Source organism: Janthinobacterium sp. GMG1 (genome assembly GCF_034427795.1).
GTDB lineage: Bacteria > Pseudomonadota > Gammaproteobacteria > Burkholderiales > Burkholderiaceae_D > Janthinobacterium.
Genome location: NZ_JAXQNT010000006.1, coordinates 1 through 12,822, shown reverse-complemented (window position 1 = coordinate 12,822; position 12,822 = coordinate 1). Strand labels below are relative to the sequence as shown.

Sequence of the window (12,822 nt, the reverse complement as noted above, 5' to 3'; positions counted from 1 at the left end):
GGATCCAGGTCTGACATTTGGACTCGGCCTCTGCTTTTATAGAACTGGTGTCGTGAAATTCGCCCTGCTTTGAAGCACAAAGCTGTTTGGCTTTTGTCCGATTGTCAGACCTGCCGCTCGCTCGCAAGCACCCTGCCCGTGTTCATTTTTTTACACGCGGCGGAAGTGGATCCGCTGCAGCAACGAGGCGCTCTTCTGGATACTGCTGGAACAAGTCCTCTTCGCTCACAAGGGAACCATCGAGCCAGCCTTGATACTGGTCCGGGTCGAGGATCATCACCATGCGTTTTTCATCATCCGGCTTGTGGAAGCGCTGCATGAGCGAGTGGCCATCGGCGTTTATCGTCAGCATCGAGAACGACAGCAGCAAGTCTTGCGGCCGGAATTCCCATATCCCGGCGATGGCGGCCGGCATCCCATCGGCGCGCTCAATGCGCCAGCGGATCGGCTTTCCTGTTTCGTAGCAGGGTTCAAAGAAATTCTCGGCAGGGATAATGCAGAACTGTTTGCGCTTCCAGGCATTGCGGAAAGATGGCTTCTGCGCCACGGTTTCGGTGCGGGCGTTATAGGTCTGGCGCGCCAGCTTCATATCGGCCCAATGCGGAACCATTCCGAAGCATGCCGGCGCGACTTCCAGCTCACCGGGCACCTCGTGCGACGCGCGAATGATCGGCGCCATGTAGCCGGGCCAGGCTTCCGGCGGCAGGTCAAATTGAGGGGAGCGAACAGCAAAATGCTGTTCGATTTGATCGCTACGGCTGGGGGTATAGTCGGCGCACATGCAATTTATTCTACCTGCCTTCTGGCACTGGCGGCGGTTCCGTCCCGACAAAACACAGCCAGGACTGCGCATAATCGCAAAATTGCATATCCACTTTACTGCGCTCAAACCCTGACAACACCATGCGCCCATCCCGATACCAGAGCAAATTAACATCAAAAAGTGTGTCAACGTAGTTTCCGCTCTCTCCGTAAGTGAAGCGGGCCAGCTTCACCAGACGGTGCAAGCCCTGGTCTGTTGTTTCAATGACTTCCAACGTTCCGGGTCGTGCCGAGTTGTAGCGATCATGCAGCCGTCGCTTGGGTACCTCCACGCCAGCAAGGCGCATCTTTAACATTTTAACAATCATCGTGACACCTGAATAAAATACTGTATATACATACAGTATATCAAGAGTTTTTGAGGTCGCAATATTCGACAATGATGCAGAGGCATGAAGATGAATGATGCTCAGAACATAAACACCAATCCATGGGCTAGAACCGCGCCAGGGCGCGGCGCAGCGCGAAAACAACACCGTTCCCACGTCGCAACACCACCGCACAAAAAAGCGCTCAAAGTGCGTCAAAATGCGTCAAATCGCATGCACCCTCTTGGCCCCGCCGCTCCAGTCCTCATGCGCCTTCGGCCATGGCGCAAATTTGAGTCAAAAGAGCCCTATATAGCGGGCAGGTGTGGAGGGGGGACAACTGCGCGCGCCGGGCTGAAACGGGCCTTTTTCTTGCTTCTGGTGCAACATCAATCATCAGGACGTGAAAAAGCCGCCCCGGGGGCGGCCTGTGCGGTGGCTGGCGCGCTCCGGCGCGGCTGGGCTATCGCGGCCCTGCCGTACCGGCTATCGCGGCGTGCCGGTCATCCTGCGCGGCCGGCGCGGGCCTTGGCCGCTTGCTCCTTCTCGTAATCGTCGCGGCAGTCCACATCGCAAAACAGCAGCGCGGGCGCCAGCGCCTCGTCGCAGTAGTGGCAGCAGCCATGCGCCACCAGAGCGGACCGGCGCCGCACGGCGGCCAAGCCGCGCGCCACTTCGGCGAAGATGATCTTGTCGGTGTTGTCGATATGGTCGCTCATTGCGCTGTCTCCTTGCCCAGGCCCAGGTCATACGGGGCGAAGCGCACCACTTCCACCCCGGCCCACTCGTTGATTGCTTCGAACTGCGCCTGCAGCGGCACCAGCTCATTGCGGGCGAAGACGCGCGCGGCAGGCTCGACGGCGCCGAAGCCGCCGGCATTGTTCGGCAAGATGCCCATCAGCTGCGGCGGCACGCGGTGCGCGGCCAACTGGTCGTCGCGCGTGACGCTCTTGATGTTGAAAAACTCGTCTTTGGCGGCCACGTCCGACACCGGCAAAATCTGGATGCCGTCCTTTTTGCCGTTGGGCGCGTACATGAACAGATTCCGAAAATTGCCCGGCCCCTTGCTGTCGCGCATGGCCTGGCGCAGGTTGTCCACGTCCTGCGTGTTCGCCGCCGCGTCCGTCATGTAGAACACGAAACCCGCGTGCGAGCCGTTCTTGTAGTACTTGCGGCGAAACAGGGTGGCCGCCTCGTTGAGCCAAGCCGATTGCAGGGCGCTCAGGTACTGCGGCACGCCGTAAAGCTCCTGATTCACGTCCGGTTCCATCAAGTGGAAGACGCGGCCCTTGTCGAACTGGTGCACGGCCTGATAACTGTTCACGAAAAAATAGGTATCTAGATCGACGCCGCGCCGCATGTACTTGGCCAGGGCGTGCTGATAGCTTAGCGCCTTGCCGCTGCGGCTGGGTCGGTCTTCCAGGTAGGCATTGCCGAACGTCAGGAAGTCCAGGGCCATGCGTTTGAAGGCCTCGCGCGACAGGTACTTGCTGGGGATCAAGGTGGACGCCAGCACGTTGGCCTTGAAATGGATGGCGCTGCTGTGGTGCACGCCGGCATTGAAGGACTTGGCCAGGCCGGCCAGGTTGACGGGTGGCTCGTACCAGTGACCGTTCTTCCAGCATTCGAAGCAGTCGAGAATGTCGGCGTGCTCGAGCACGGGCGTGGGGTCGCCGAAGGAAAACGCCTCGATGCCGGCGGCGGCCGGCGCCGTGGCGGGGGAAGCTGGGGCGGGCTGGGCCTGCTGGCCGCGTGCGCGCAAGTGTCGTGCTTTGCTCAAGAATAAATCTCCATGAAAGATTGGTGGTTGTCAGTGGTGCCTTCGAACGGCTCGTGATCGAGGGCGTGCATGCAGGCCCACGCCAGATCGGCGTGGCCGGTTTCGTCGCTGCGGCCGGCGACATAGGTCACGTGCCGCCCGCTGGGGGTGAGGGTCTTGTGGATGGCCATGAAGGACTGCGCGATGCCGGTCCAGCCGGCGTCGAACTCCAGCCGGCCCTTGCTGATGATGTTTTTGGCTTTCAGCACCATGCGGGTTTTGACTTCGGGCGAGTAGTTCAGGGCGGTGACCGCCGGGAAGAAGCCGCGCACGATGGGCAGCACGCCGATACCCATGCCGGTCGTGTCGATGCCGATGTATTCGACGTTGTAGCGCTGCGTCATCTGGCGGATCGCGTCAGCGTGGTCTTCGAAGCTCTGCCCGCGCCACTGGTGGCGCTCCAGGATGCGGAACTTGCCGCCTGCCGTCATCGGTGGCGCCAGCACGACGCAGCCGGCGCTGTCGCCGTTCAAGGCCGGGTCATAGCCGATCCACACGGGCCGGTTGCCAAACGGGCGCAGGCCCAGCAAGGGCTTGTAGTCGTCCCATTCCACCCACGAATCGACCATGCAGCGCTGCAGCTCGACCAGCGGGAAGACCGAGGCCGAGTCGTCAATAAAATTGCACATCAGCAGGTTATCGAACTGGTCGGGGCTGTATTCGAAGTTGCGCAGCTCGTCGACGTCGAACAGGTTGCAGCCGCCGCGCTCGGCGTCCAGGATGGTGACGATCTGGCGCCAGATTTTGTCCTCGCCCGTAAAACCCGACGACAGACGGCCATGGCTCACGTCGATGTTGACCTGGTCGGCCTTGGCGCGGCGCTTGTTGAACAGCTCACCCGTCCAGAACGGGTAAGCCTGATGCGTGGTCGAGGATGGCGTTGAAAAGTAGGTCTTGCGCCACTTCTTGTGAATGGCCATGCCCGAGGCCACTTTGTTGAGTTCCTGAAAATTCTGCGTCCAGAAAAATTCATCGAAGTAGAAATTGCCGTGGTAGCCCTGTGCCGTGCGCGCATTGGTGCCCAGGAAATACAGATGCGCGCCGTTCGGCAGCACGATGGGGTCGCCCGTCAACTCGATGCCGGCCGCCTCGCGCGCGAATTGCACGATGTATTGCTTGAAGACGTGCGCCTGGCTTTTTGAGGCGGACAGGAAGATTTGATTGCGGCCCGTCGCCATGGCATCGGCCAGCGCCTCGCGGGCGAAGTACCAGGTGGCGCCGATCTGGCGGCTCTTGAGGATGGCGCGCGTGCGCTGGTCGCCGTTGCGGAACCACACCTTTTGATAATCGAAGAGCGAGTCCTGGAAGGCGTCGAGCAGCTGGATTTTCTGTTCTTCGCTGAAATCGTTGCGGGTCGGCTTCTTCTTCGGGCCGGCGTTGCGGTTCGCCAGCTTGGGATTCAAGTCCACCTCGTTGCCGCCCGGTTGCTCGTAGCGCCGCACGCGCGCCGCCTGCACGATGGCGCGCATCAGCAGATCAATTTCCTTATAGTCGCTGCCGCTCTTGACCTCTTTTTCGATCAGCTTCACCAGGCGCAGCTCGGCCGCCGCCTCGACGTGCTCGATGGCTTGCGCCTTGTCCCATTCGTCGCGCTCTTTCCAGCTATTGATGGTGCTGCGCTTGATGCCCAGGTGGCGGGCGATGGACGAAATACGCCAGCCCTTCCAGTACAGGGCGCGCGCGGCACGGCGCGGCTCGGATTCGGGCACGGCCAGTTCGGCGATTTTTTCTTCAGGGGTTTGATGGATTCCTAACATGCCGCCAGCGTAGGCCGCGCGCGCGCGGAGCGGGGAAAGGCAAAAGTCGCTATGGCCCATAGCAACCCGCGCCGCATTGAATCGCAGCGCCAAGACGTTGACCATGGCGTTATCTGATCAACCGAGACACGCCACCATGCCTAAATCCCAATTCTTTCGCGTCGCCACCGAAGGCGCCACCACGGACGGCCGCAATATCGACCGCGCCACCATCGAGCAGATCGCCGCCACCTACAATCCGAAAACCTACGGCGCGCGCATCTGGCTGGAGCACATTCGCGGCATCCTGCCCGACAGCCAGTTCAAGGCCTACGGCGACGTGATCGCGGTAAAAGCCGAGGAAGTGGACACCGACAACGGCAAGAAACTGGCTCTGTTCGCGCAGATCGAACCCACGCCGGAACTGGTGGCCATCAACAAGGCGAAACAGAAGCTGTACACCAGCCTGGAAATTCAGCCCGACTTTGCCGACTCGTCGCAGCCCTACCTGGTCGGCCTGGGCGTCACCGACAGCCCGGCCAGCCTCGGCACCGAGGCGCTGAAATTCTCCGCCAGCCGCAAGCAGCAAAGCGCCAACCTGTTTACCTCGGCCGTCGAGGTAACGTTGGAATTTGACGAGCCGCAGGGCACCAAGCTGGCCGACGCCGTCAAGAACCTGCTGTCGCGCTTCTCCAATAAATCCGGCGCCGACGCCGCGCAGTTCGCCGACATCAGCGAAGCCGTGCAGGCGCTGGCCGGCCACGTCGTCACCGTCAACGACAACTACGCCGACACCCTCAAGCGCCTCGACGCGGCGGAAAAGGCGCAGAAAGCGACGCAGGAAGAGCTGGCCACCTTCAAGGCGCAGATGGACGAAGCACCCGGCAACGGCCCGCGCCGCCCGGCCGCCACCGGCGGCGATGGCGCCGTGCAGACCGAGTTTTAAGCGCGCGCGACATTCACCACCCCCATTCAACAACGGAGCATTGATTTATGAAAAAGCAAACGCGTCTGGTTTTTAGCCAATATGAGAAACGCCTGGGCCAACTGAACGACACGGACAACGTGGCCAAGACCTTCAGCGTCACGCCCAGCGTGCAGCAAAAGCTGGAAAACAAGATGCAGGAATCGAGCGAGTTCCTGTCAAAAGTGAACATCATCGGCGTGGGCGAGCAGGAAGGCGAAAAGCTGGGCCTGGGCGTGTCCGGCCCGATTGCCAGCCGCACCAACACCAAGGACAAGGAACGCGAGACGCGCGACCTGTCCACCATGGACAGCACCAAATACCGCTGCGAGCAAACCAACTTCGACACGCATTTGAGCTATGCCAAGCTGGACGCCTGGGCCAAGTTCCAGGACTTTCAATCGCGCGTGGCCAACGCCATTCTCACGCGCCAGGCGCTGGACCGCATCGTCATCGGCTTCAATGGCGTGAAAGTCATGGCCACCACCGACCTGGCCGCCAATCCGCTGCTGCAAGACGTGAATAAAGGCTGGCTGCAGCACCTGCGCGAGCAGGCGCCCGAGCGCGTGCTGGGCCTGGTGGCCGCTGGCATGCCGGGCAAGGTCATCATCGGCGACGTGGACGGCGCCGACTATGCCAACCTGGACGCGGCCGTGACGGACGCCGTCAACCTGCTGGATCCGTGGTATCAGGAAGACACCAATCTGGTGGCCATCGTCGGGCGCAAGCTGCTGAACGACAAATACTTCCCGCTGGTCAACACCAAGCAGGCGCCCACGGAAACCCTGGCGGCCGACATCATCATCAGTCAGAAACGCATTGGCGGCTTGCCAGCGGCGCGCGTGCCCTACTTCCCGGACAACGCGATCCTGATTACGCGCTTCGACAATCTGTCGATCTACTTCCAGGACGGCGCGCGCCGCCGCCGCGTGTTCGACGAACCCAAGCGCGACCGCATCGAGAACTACGAGTCGTCCAACGACGCCTACGTGATCGAAGACCTGGGCCTGGCCGCACTGGTGGAAAACATCGAGCTGAAAGACAAGTAATGGCGAACCAATCCCCCGCCCTGCGCCACCGCGCGCGCATGCTGGCCGAGCGCACGGCCGGCGCCGCCGCGCCGCAGGGCGTCACCACCGGCACGGCCTACGAAATGATGCTCTACAAGCTGGCCGACGACCGCCGCCGCCTGAAAGCCATCCAGTCGGTCGAACGCAAGATCGAAGTCAAGGCCACCTTGCTGCCGGATTACGCGCAGTGGATCGACGGCGTGCTGGCCGGCGGCAAGGGCGCGCAGGATGACGTCTTCGCCACCCTGCTGGTGTGGCACATCGACACGGGCGAGTACGCGCGCGCCCTGGTCATGGCCGAATACGCGCTGGCGCACAAATTCACCCTGCCCGACACCTACAGCCGCGACATCGCCACCCTGATGCTGGACGAATTTGCCGAGGGCTTCCTGCACGGCAAGCTGGCCAGCGATCCGCAGCACGCGGCCCAGGTGCTGGGCACCGTCGAGCAGCTGACGGCCGCCAGCGATGCGCCCGACCAGGCGCGCGCCAAGCTGCACAAGGCCGTCGGCCTGGCCATGATCGCCGTGCTGGACCAAGCCGACGACACGGACATCGCCCCGGCGCTGGTGGCGCAGGCGGAGACGGCCATGGCCCAGTTGAAACGCGCGCGCGCCCTGTCCGAGTCGTGCGGCGTCAAGAAAGATATGGAACGGCTGGAACGGCGCCTCAAGCGCGCGGCCGGTTCCGCGTAAGAGCATCCCCCGCAGCACGGCGGCACGGGGGGATTCTGGCCACGCATCGTCAACGATATTGGCCTGATGAACCCCGTCCACCGCCCATTTATGAAAGCGCCCCGTATGTCCTTCATGGCCCTGCCCCCGTCAACCCAGCCTGGCGCCGCCCCGGCACCGCCAGCGCCGGCCGCCGGCATCATCGAAAACGACGGCTGGTTTCCCGACATCCTGCTCACCGATATGCGCGACGCCATGCGCCTGGACGGCACCGTCACCGACGCGCGCCTGGTGCAAGCCGTGGTCGATGCCATCCTGCACGTCAACCGCGAGCTGGCCGACTGGCATGGCAAGCAGGCGGCTGCCGGTAGCGCCGCCCTGGTGGACGTGCCGGCCGCGCGCATCAACCGCGAATCCCGCCTGCTGGCGCAGTACCGGCGCGCCGTCTACAGCACGGCGAAAGCGGATCTGATCGAGCGCTACCGCGACTACGACAGCACGGCCACCTCCGTCAGCGACAAAAAAAGCATGGAGTGGATGGACGACGCCCCAGGCGCGCAGCGGCGCAATGCGCAATGGGCCATCGCCGATATGGTCGGCCGTACGCACCTGACCGTGGAATTGATCTGATGCAGGTACGCACGCAACAGCACGACACGGTAGACGCCCTGGTGTGGCGCTACCTGGGCGACGGCGCGGGATACGTCGAGCAAACCCTGGAAATGAATCCCGCGCTGGCGCGCCACGGTGCCGTGCTGCCGGCCGGCCTGGTCGTCACTCTGCCCGAGCCGGCGCCCAGCACGGGCCAGGCTGCTGACATCGTGCAGTTGTGGGATTAACGCAGCAATCCACCATTTTTACCCTCATGAAAAATCTATCTAACTTCACCCAGGAGTATCAAGCAATGTCCGCAGAATCGTTTGGTGGTTTCGCCACCCTGGTCAAACTGTACGGCTTCAAGGCGGCGCTGGGCATGGTCGGCGCCGCCATGCTGTACATCGTGCTGCCGCCGCTGAATGCCGACGGCACCTTCAACAAGGGCGAATTTGTCGCCCGCCTGGCCTGCGCGGGCGTATTCTCTTGCCTGCTGGGCGGCACCGCGTATCAGCTGCTGTGCGCCCAGCTTCCCAGTGTCGGCGCCGTGGTCAACGCCTCCGCCATCGACTTGATCGTGGGCGCCCCCGGCTGGTGGGTATCGCGCGCCGTGGCCCTGTGGTTCCAGCGCCGCAGCGACAAGGACATCGCCGAGCTGGTCAACGACGCGAGGGAGCATTGATGGCCACCACCGATAATCCCCTGATCGCGCGCGTCATCGACGCCATCCTGCGCGCCGAAGGCGGCTACGTGAACGACCCGGCCGACAAGGGCGGCGAAACCAATTACGGCATCACCGTGGCCGTGGCGCGTGCCAACGGCTACACGGGGCCGATGCGTGAGCTGCCCGTGGGCGTGGCGCGCGCCATCTACACGGCGCGCTACATCACGGAACCGAAGTTCGACCAGGTGCTGGCCATCCATGCCGGCATCGGCGCCGAAGTGATCGACACGGGCGTCAACATGGGGCCGCACCGTGCGGCCGAGTTCCTGCAGCGCTGGCTGAACGGCTTCAATGACACGGGCGCGCGCTATCCGGCCCTGTTCGTCGATGGCCGCCTGGGCGCGCAGTCGCTGGGTGCGCTGGCCGCTTTTCTCAAATGGCGCGGCCAGGATGGCGCCACCGTGCTGCTGCGCGCCTTGAATGGTCTGCAGGCAGCGCGCTACCTGGAAATCACCGAAGCGAACAAGAGCCAGCGCCGTTTTCTGTTCGGCTGGATCAAGGAACGGGTGGCCATGTGATTGAGCTCACCTGGCACCCGCTGGCCGCCTGCCTGCTATGCGGCGCCATCGCGGGCTGGACGACGCAGGGCTGGCGCAAGGACGCCAGCATCGCCGAACTGCAGCGGGCGGCCGCCACCAGCAAAACCAATGCCGCCGCCGAACTGGCCCAGGCCACCGCCCGCGTGCTGACGCTGGAGCGCGCCGCCGGCGCCGCCCTGGCGCAGCGCGCCGACCACCTCACCCAGGAACAAACCCATGCGAAAACTGAACGCGACCGTTTCCATGCTGACGTGCGCAGCGGCGCTGTGCGCCTGTCAATCCCCGTCGCCAGCGGCCAGTGCGCTGCAACTGCAGATCCCACCGCTGCCGCAGGCCATCGGCATGAAACGCGCGCCGAACTTGACCCAGCGACTGCGGCAGCTCTTGACGCCATTGCCGGCGACGGCGACGACGCCACCCGCCAGCTGAACGCCTGCATCGACGCCTACAACCTAGTACGAGACACCTACCATGTACAAACCGAATAGCCTGCGCCAACACTTGGCCGCCGCCATCCCCGACCTGCAGCGCGACCCCGACCGCCTCCTGGTCTTCGCCGATGAAGGCAACGTGGTGGCGTCGGCCACCGCCTCCCTCTCCTTCGAATATCGCTTCAAGCTCAACCTGATCGTGACCGACTACGCGGGCGACGCTGACGCCATCATGGTGGCCCTGATCGCCTGGCTGAAAGTCCACCAGCTCGACCTGATGGCCAACGAGGAAACCCGCAAGCACGGCATCGCCTTCGAGGTGGATTTTAATAACCATGAAACGGTCGATATTTCCATCAAGCTGGACTTGACCGAACGCGTGGCCGTCAAGACCGGCGAGGCCGGGCGCCTCGACATCAAGCACCTGGCCGAGATACAGCACATGCCCGCCTATACGGACGAGTTCTGGAAGCTGTATGACGGCGAGAAGCTGCTGGCCGAATGGCGCACGCCAGAGGCCACGCCATGAGCGATGACCTGCACGCGCTGGAAGCCTGGGCCGGCGCCCTGCTGGCCAAGCTGCAGCCGGCCCAGCGCCGCGCCATCAATCACAAGGTGGCCATCGACCTGCGCCGCAGCCAGGCGCAGCGCATCAAGGCGCAACAGGGGCCGGACGGTACGGCCTATCCGGCACGCAAGCGACGCAAAGAATTCAAGGGAAAGAATGGGCGCATCAAGCGGCAGAAGGCGGCGATGTTCGCCAAGATTCGCACCGCCAAACATCTGAAAGTAAAGGCGACTGGCGATCAGATAGAAGTCGGATTTTTTGGCTGGGTGGCGCGCGTGGCGCGGGTGCATCAAGAGGGGCTGAAGGACCGCGTAACAAAAGAAGGGACAAACCGCCTCTATCCAGCTCGCCCTCTTTTAGGCTTGAGCAATACGGATAAAGAGATAGTACGAGAAAGGTTTTTACAATACATTAAAGATGGATGGCATTAAAGTTAATACCATATTGTCATTCTTTTTGAATACTTTCCACAATGAAAGTATGCTAAAGTTTAAATAACAATTTTACTATTTCTAGGAAGGTTAAGCATGACTGAGCATAAGATAAGCCCCGACAAGGTTACAAAGCCCATCCAACTTTTAGCAGCTTGGCTCGTGGGACTAATCGTTGTCAATGGCTCTTTTCTAGTTGCGGCACAACAAATTTCAAAGCCAGAGTGGGCCAGCGCTGTTCTTGTGGTAGCTGCAATTGCAAATGTGCCAATATTTCTATTTGCGCTATTTCTTTTGCAAACGAAATTCCGTCCTCAAATGCAAGAAGATTCATATTATTCGCAATATTTGGAACGTGAACGTTACCAAACCAATTCTTCAAACCAAACTAATACTTCAAGATTTGTTGAGCAAGAAGTTGTTCATACAGCTGAACGCCTAGTCAGGCATCTTGGTCTTGAGCAAAGTGGGAAAGAAAAGAAAATTGAGGAAGTGTTGCGAAAATCGCAACAGGAGATACTGTTGCATAAGTACGGTGGTAGTCGAACGTTGTCTGAGCTTTTTCTAGATCGTGAAAATTGGAACCAGGTCCTAGAACAGTACAAGGAACACCGATCACTAATAAGTGATATTGAAGGTATGGTTGCAGATGGATTGATTGTTGTTTCGAATGATGACTACACGACTGCAAAATTAAGCGAAAATGGCACAGAAATAGCAATAAAGGCGAAAGAACTAAATATGCTTTTCGCTCAACGAAACGTCAATTTTTGGACCTACCGCTTGCGTAATTCAAAAAATAAGCAGCGTACTGCAAATTAATTTTATGAGAGTACTATTTTTTATTCTATCTCTACACTTCTAACTCCAATGCGCATGGTCGCAAGTCACTAAGCCGCTTATCAACCCGCCCCCGCGTGCATCCGCACGCGGACTTCGGCAACATGCACTGCATGAACGCCGACCTGTCCGACCTCCTCCGTTTGCTGCAAAACCTGATCCGCCTGGGCACCATTGCCGAGATCAAAGGGGCCAAGGCGCGCGTGCGGCTCGGGCCGACACTCACCACCGAATGGCTGAACTGGGCCACCCGGCGCGCCGGCAGCACGCGCACCTGGTCGGCGCCCACAGTCGGCGAACAGGTGATCGTCTTTTCCCCAGGCGGCGACCTGACGCGCGGCATCATCTTGCCCGCACTGTACTCGCAGGAATTTGACGCGCCCGAGTCCAGCGCCACTGTCCACACCACGCATTATCCCGACGGCGCCGTGGTGCAGTATGACCATGTGGCCCATGCGCTGACTGCCACCCTGCCGGGCGGCACCGCCACCATCACCGCCGACACGGTGACGTCGAACGCACCGAGCACCATCTGCACGGGCGACCTGACCGTCATGAAAAACCTGATCGTCATGCAATCGGCCACCGTGGAAGGCGCCACCGCCCTGAACGGCGGCGTGAACGCCAAAGCTGGCGCCGCTGGCGGCGTGGCCATGGCCGTACAAGGGACTGTCAAAGCTACCGAGGATGTGCTGGCCGGCGCCATCAGCTTGCTCAAGCACCCGCATGGCGGCGTCAAGCAAGGCGGCGACCAGTCAGACGGGCCACTGCCATGATGGGCATGCACGCCGCCACCGGACGCAGCCTGACGGGCCTGGGCCACCTGCGCCAGTCCGTGACCGACATTCTCACCACGCCCATGGGTTCGCGCATCCGGCGCCGCCGCTATGGGTCCGAAGTACCCGAGTTGATCGACCAGCCCTTGAACAGCGCCACGCAGTTGCGCATCTACGCGGCTACCGCCTTTGCCCTGCGCCGCTGGGAACCGCGTCTGCAGCTCGCCAGCGTGCAACTGACGCGCGACACGGACGGCGCCATCGCGCTGCTGCTCGATGGCACGGCCAATGGCCAGGCCATCACCATGGCCGTACCCGTCAAGCAAGGCGGCATCGTATGAGCACACCCATCGATCTGACCCAATTGCCAGCGCCCAGCGTGGTCGAGGTGCTGGACTTTGAAGCCATCCTCGCCACGCGCAAAGCGCACCTGGTCAGCCTGCTGCCGGAAGCCGAGCGTGCGGCCGTCACGGCCCTGCTGGAGCTGGAATCGGAGCCGGCCACCAAGCTGCTGGAAGAAAACGCA

18 protein-coding genes and 1 pseudogene are annotated in these 12,822 nt (G+C 61.5%); 14 read left to right on the top strand and 5 right to left on the bottom strand.

Going from position 1 to position 12,822, the window contains the following annotated elements; translation table 11 throughout:
- Positions 1-142: 142 nt before the first annotated feature.
- From SJI03_RS16660 to SJI03_RS16640, 5 genes are all read right to left on the bottom strand, one after another.
- A complete protein-coding gene (locus tag SJI03_RS16660; protein ID WP_322427943.1) occupies positions 143-781 on the bottom strand; it encodes an SOS response-associated peptidase in 639 nt (212 codons plus the stop codon).
- A 10-nt stretch (positions 782-791) separates the two neighbouring features.
- Positions 792-1,307 carry a hypothetical protein gene (locus tag SJI03_RS16655; RefSeq protein WP_322427942.1) on the bottom strand — a complete coding sequence of 172 codons (516 nt, stop codon included), beginning with the start codon at positions 1,305-1,307 and terminating at the stop codon, positions 792-794.
- A 326-nt stretch (positions 1,308-1,633) separates the two neighbouring features.
- On the bottom strand, positions 1,634-1,849 hold the full coding sequence (locus SJI03_RS16650) for a hypothetical protein (RefSeq protein WP_322427941.1): 216 nt from the start codon (positions 1,847-1,849) through the stop codon (positions 1,634-1,636).
- Positions 1,846-2,910 carry a phage portal protein gene (locus SJI03_RS16645; RefSeq protein ID WP_416208756.1) on the bottom strand — a complete coding sequence of 355 codons (1,065 nt, stop codon included), beginning with the start codon at positions 2,908-2,910 and terminating at the stop codon, positions 1,846-1,848. The genes SJI03_RS16650 and SJI03_RS16645 overlap by 4 nt, the downstream gene beginning before the upstream one ends.
- Complete coding sequence (locus SJI03_RS16640; protein WP_322427940.1) at positions 2,907-4,706, bottom strand: terminase ATPase subunit family protein; 1,800 nt, start codon at positions 4,704-4,706, stop codon at positions 2,907-2,909. Before SJI03_RS16640 ends, SJI03_RS16645 begins: the two co-directional genes overlap by 4 nt.
- Before the next feature lie 136 nt (positions 4,707-4,842).
- On the opposite strand from SJI03_RS16640, the gene SJI03_RS16635 reads away from it, so the two are divergent.
- The 14 genes and pseudogenes from SJI03_RS16635 to SJI03_RS16570 all read left to right on the top strand — a co-directional run.
- Positions 4,843-5,631 (top strand): GPO family capsid scaffolding protein, encoded by a 789-nt coding sequence (locus SJI03_RS16635; protein WP_322427939.1) that lies wholly within the window; start codon positions 4,843-4,845, stop codon positions 5,629-5,631.
- 47 nt (positions 5,632-5,678) lie between these two features.
- The gene (locus tag SJI03_RS16630) at positions 5,679-6,698 is read left to right on the top strand and encodes a phage major capsid protein, P2 family (protein WP_322427938.1); all 1,020 of its coding nucleotides are present in this window, start codon (positions 5,679-5,681) and stop codon (positions 6,696-6,698) included.
- A complete protein-coding gene (gene gpM, locus SJI03_RS16625; RefSeq protein WP_322427937.1) occupies positions 6,698-7,414 on the top strand; it encodes a phage terminase small subunit in 717 nt (238 codons plus the stop codon). The genes SJI03_RS16630 and gpM overlap by 1 nt, the downstream gene beginning before the upstream one ends.
- Before the next feature lie 105 nt (positions 7,415-7,519).
- Positions 7,520-8,023: a head completion/stabilization protein gene (locus tag SJI03_RS16620; protein ID WP_070313761.1), complete on the top strand. Its 504-nt coding sequence runs from the start codon at positions 7,520-7,522 to the stop codon at positions 8,021-8,023.
- Positions 8,023-8,232, top strand: coding sequence for a tail protein X (locus SJI03_RS16615; protein ID WP_070313760.1), 210 nt, complete (start codon positions 8,023-8,025; stop codon positions 8,230-8,232). The genes SJI03_RS16620 and SJI03_RS16615 overlap by 1 nt, the downstream gene beginning before the upstream one ends.
- Positions 8,233-8,297: 65 nt before the next feature.
- The gene (locus SJI03_RS16610) at positions 8,298-8,669 is read left to right on the top strand and encodes a hypothetical protein (protein WP_070313759.1); all 372 of its coding nucleotides are present in this window, start codon (positions 8,298-8,300) and stop codon (positions 8,667-8,669) included.
- Entirely contained in the window at positions 8,669-9,229 is a 561-nt protein-coding gene (locus SJI03_RS16605) for a glycoside hydrolase family 108 protein (RefSeq protein ID WP_322427936.1), read from the top strand. Before SJI03_RS16610 ends, SJI03_RS16605 begins: the two co-directional genes overlap by 1 nt.
- Positions 9,226-9,738: a lysis system i-spanin subunit Rz gene (locus SJI03_RS16600; protein ID WP_322427935.1), complete on the top strand. Its 513-nt coding sequence runs from the start codon at positions 9,226-9,228 to the stop codon at positions 9,736-9,738. Before SJI03_RS16605 ends, SJI03_RS16600 begins: the two co-directional genes overlap by 4 nt.
- Positions 9,722-10,210, top strand: a complete 489-nt coding sequence (locus SJI03_RS16595) for a phage tail protein (RefSeq protein WP_322427934.1) — start codon at positions 9,722-9,724, stop codon at positions 10,208-10,210. Before SJI03_RS16600 ends, SJI03_RS16595 begins: the two co-directional genes overlap by 17 nt.
- Positions 10,207-10,680 (top strand): phage virion morphogenesis protein, encoded by a 474-nt coding sequence (locus tag SJI03_RS16590; protein WP_322427933.1) that lies wholly within the window; start codon positions 10,207-10,209, stop codon positions 10,678-10,680. The genes SJI03_RS16595 and SJI03_RS16590 overlap by 4 nt, the downstream gene beginning before the upstream one ends.
- Positions 10,681-10,776: 96 nt before the next feature.
- The gene (locus SJI03_RS16585) at positions 10,777-11,502 is read left to right on the top strand and encodes a hypothetical protein (protein ID WP_322427932.1); all 726 of its coding nucleotides are present in this window, start codon (positions 10,777-10,779) and stop codon (positions 11,500-11,502) included.
- A 122-nt stretch (positions 11,503-11,624) separates the two neighbouring features.
- The gene (locus SJI03_RS16580; RefSeq protein ID WP_322427931.1) at positions 11,625-12,296 is read left to right on the top strand and encodes a phage baseplate assembly protein V; all 672 of its coding nucleotides are present in this window, start codon (positions 11,625-11,627) and stop codon (positions 12,294-12,296) included.
- Entirely contained in the window at positions 12,293-12,637 is a 345-nt protein-coding gene (locus tag SJI03_RS16575; protein ID WP_322427930.1) for a GPW/gp25 family protein, read from the top strand. Before SJI03_RS16580 ends, SJI03_RS16575 begins: the two co-directional genes overlap by 4 nt.
- Positions 12,634-12,822: pseudogene (locus SJI03_RS16570) on the top strand (baseplate assembly protein); the annotation flags it as partial. The gene SJI03_RS16575 and the pseudogene SJI03_RS16570, both read left to right, overlap by 4 nt.

What these genes read in the sequence shown, in the direction of transcription:
- SJI03_RS16595 (WP_322427934.1), top strand. Translation starts at nt 9,722, where the DNA reads ATGTACAAACCGAATAGCCTGCGCCAACACTTGGCCGCCGCCATCCCC.
- SJI03_RS16605 (WP_322427936.1), top strand. Translation starts at nt 8,669, where the DNA reads ATGGCCACCACCGATAATCCCCTGATCGCGCGCGTCATCGACGCCATC.
- SJI03_RS16650 (WP_322427941.1), bottom strand. Translation starts at nt 1,849, where the DNA reads ATGAGCGACCATATCGACAACACCGACAAGATCATCTTCGCCGAAGTG.
- SJI03_RS16580 (WP_322427931.1), top strand. Translation starts at nt 11,625, where the DNA reads ATGCACTGCATGAACGCCGACCTGTCCGACCTCCTCCGTTTGCTGCAA.
- SJI03_RS16615 (WP_070313760.1), top strand. Translation starts at nt 8,023, where the DNA reads ATGCAGGTACGCACGCAACAGCACGACACGGTAGACGCCCTGGTGTGG.
- gpM (WP_322427937.1), top strand. Translation starts at nt 6,698, where the DNA reads ATGGCGAACCAATCCCCCGCCCTGCGCCACCGCGCGCGCATGCTGGCC.
- SJI03_RS16610 (WP_070313759.1), top strand. Translation starts at nt 8,298, where the DNA reads ATGTCCGCAGAATCGTTTGGTGGTTTCGCCACCCTGGTCAAACTGTAC.
- SJI03_RS16575 (WP_322427930.1), top strand. Translation starts at nt 12,293, where the DNA reads ATGATGGGCATGCACGCCGCCACCGGACGCAGCCTGACGGGCCTGGGC.
- SJI03_RS16585 (WP_322427932.1), top strand. Translation starts at nt 10,777, where the DNA reads ATGACTGAGCATAAGATAAGCCCCGACAAGGTTACAAAGCCCATCCAA.
- SJI03_RS16635 (WP_322427939.1), top strand. Translation starts at nt 4,843, where the DNA reads ATGCCTAAATCCCAATTCTTTCGCGTCGCCACCGAAGGCGCCACCACG.
- SJI03_RS16620 (WP_070313761.1), top strand. Translation starts at nt 7,520, where the DNA reads ATGTCCTTCATGGCCCTGCCCCCGTCAACCCAGCCTGGCGCCGCCCCG.
- SJI03_RS16660 (WP_322427943.1), bottom strand. Translation starts at nt 781, where the DNA reads ATGTGCGCCGACTATACCCCCAGCCGTAGCGATCAAATCGAACAGCAT.
- SJI03_RS16640 (WP_322427940.1), bottom strand. Translation starts at nt 4,706, where the DNA reads ATGTTAGGAATCCATCAAACCCCTGAAGAAAAAATCGCCGAACTGGCC.
- SJI03_RS16590 (WP_322427933.1), top strand. Translation starts at nt 10,207, where the DNA reads ATGAGCGATGACCTGCACGCGCTGGAAGCCTGGGCCGGCGCCCTGCTG.
- SJI03_RS16630 (WP_322427938.1), top strand. Translation starts at nt 5,679, where the DNA reads ATGAAAAAGCAAACGCGTCTGGTTTTTAGCCAATATGAGAAACGCCTG.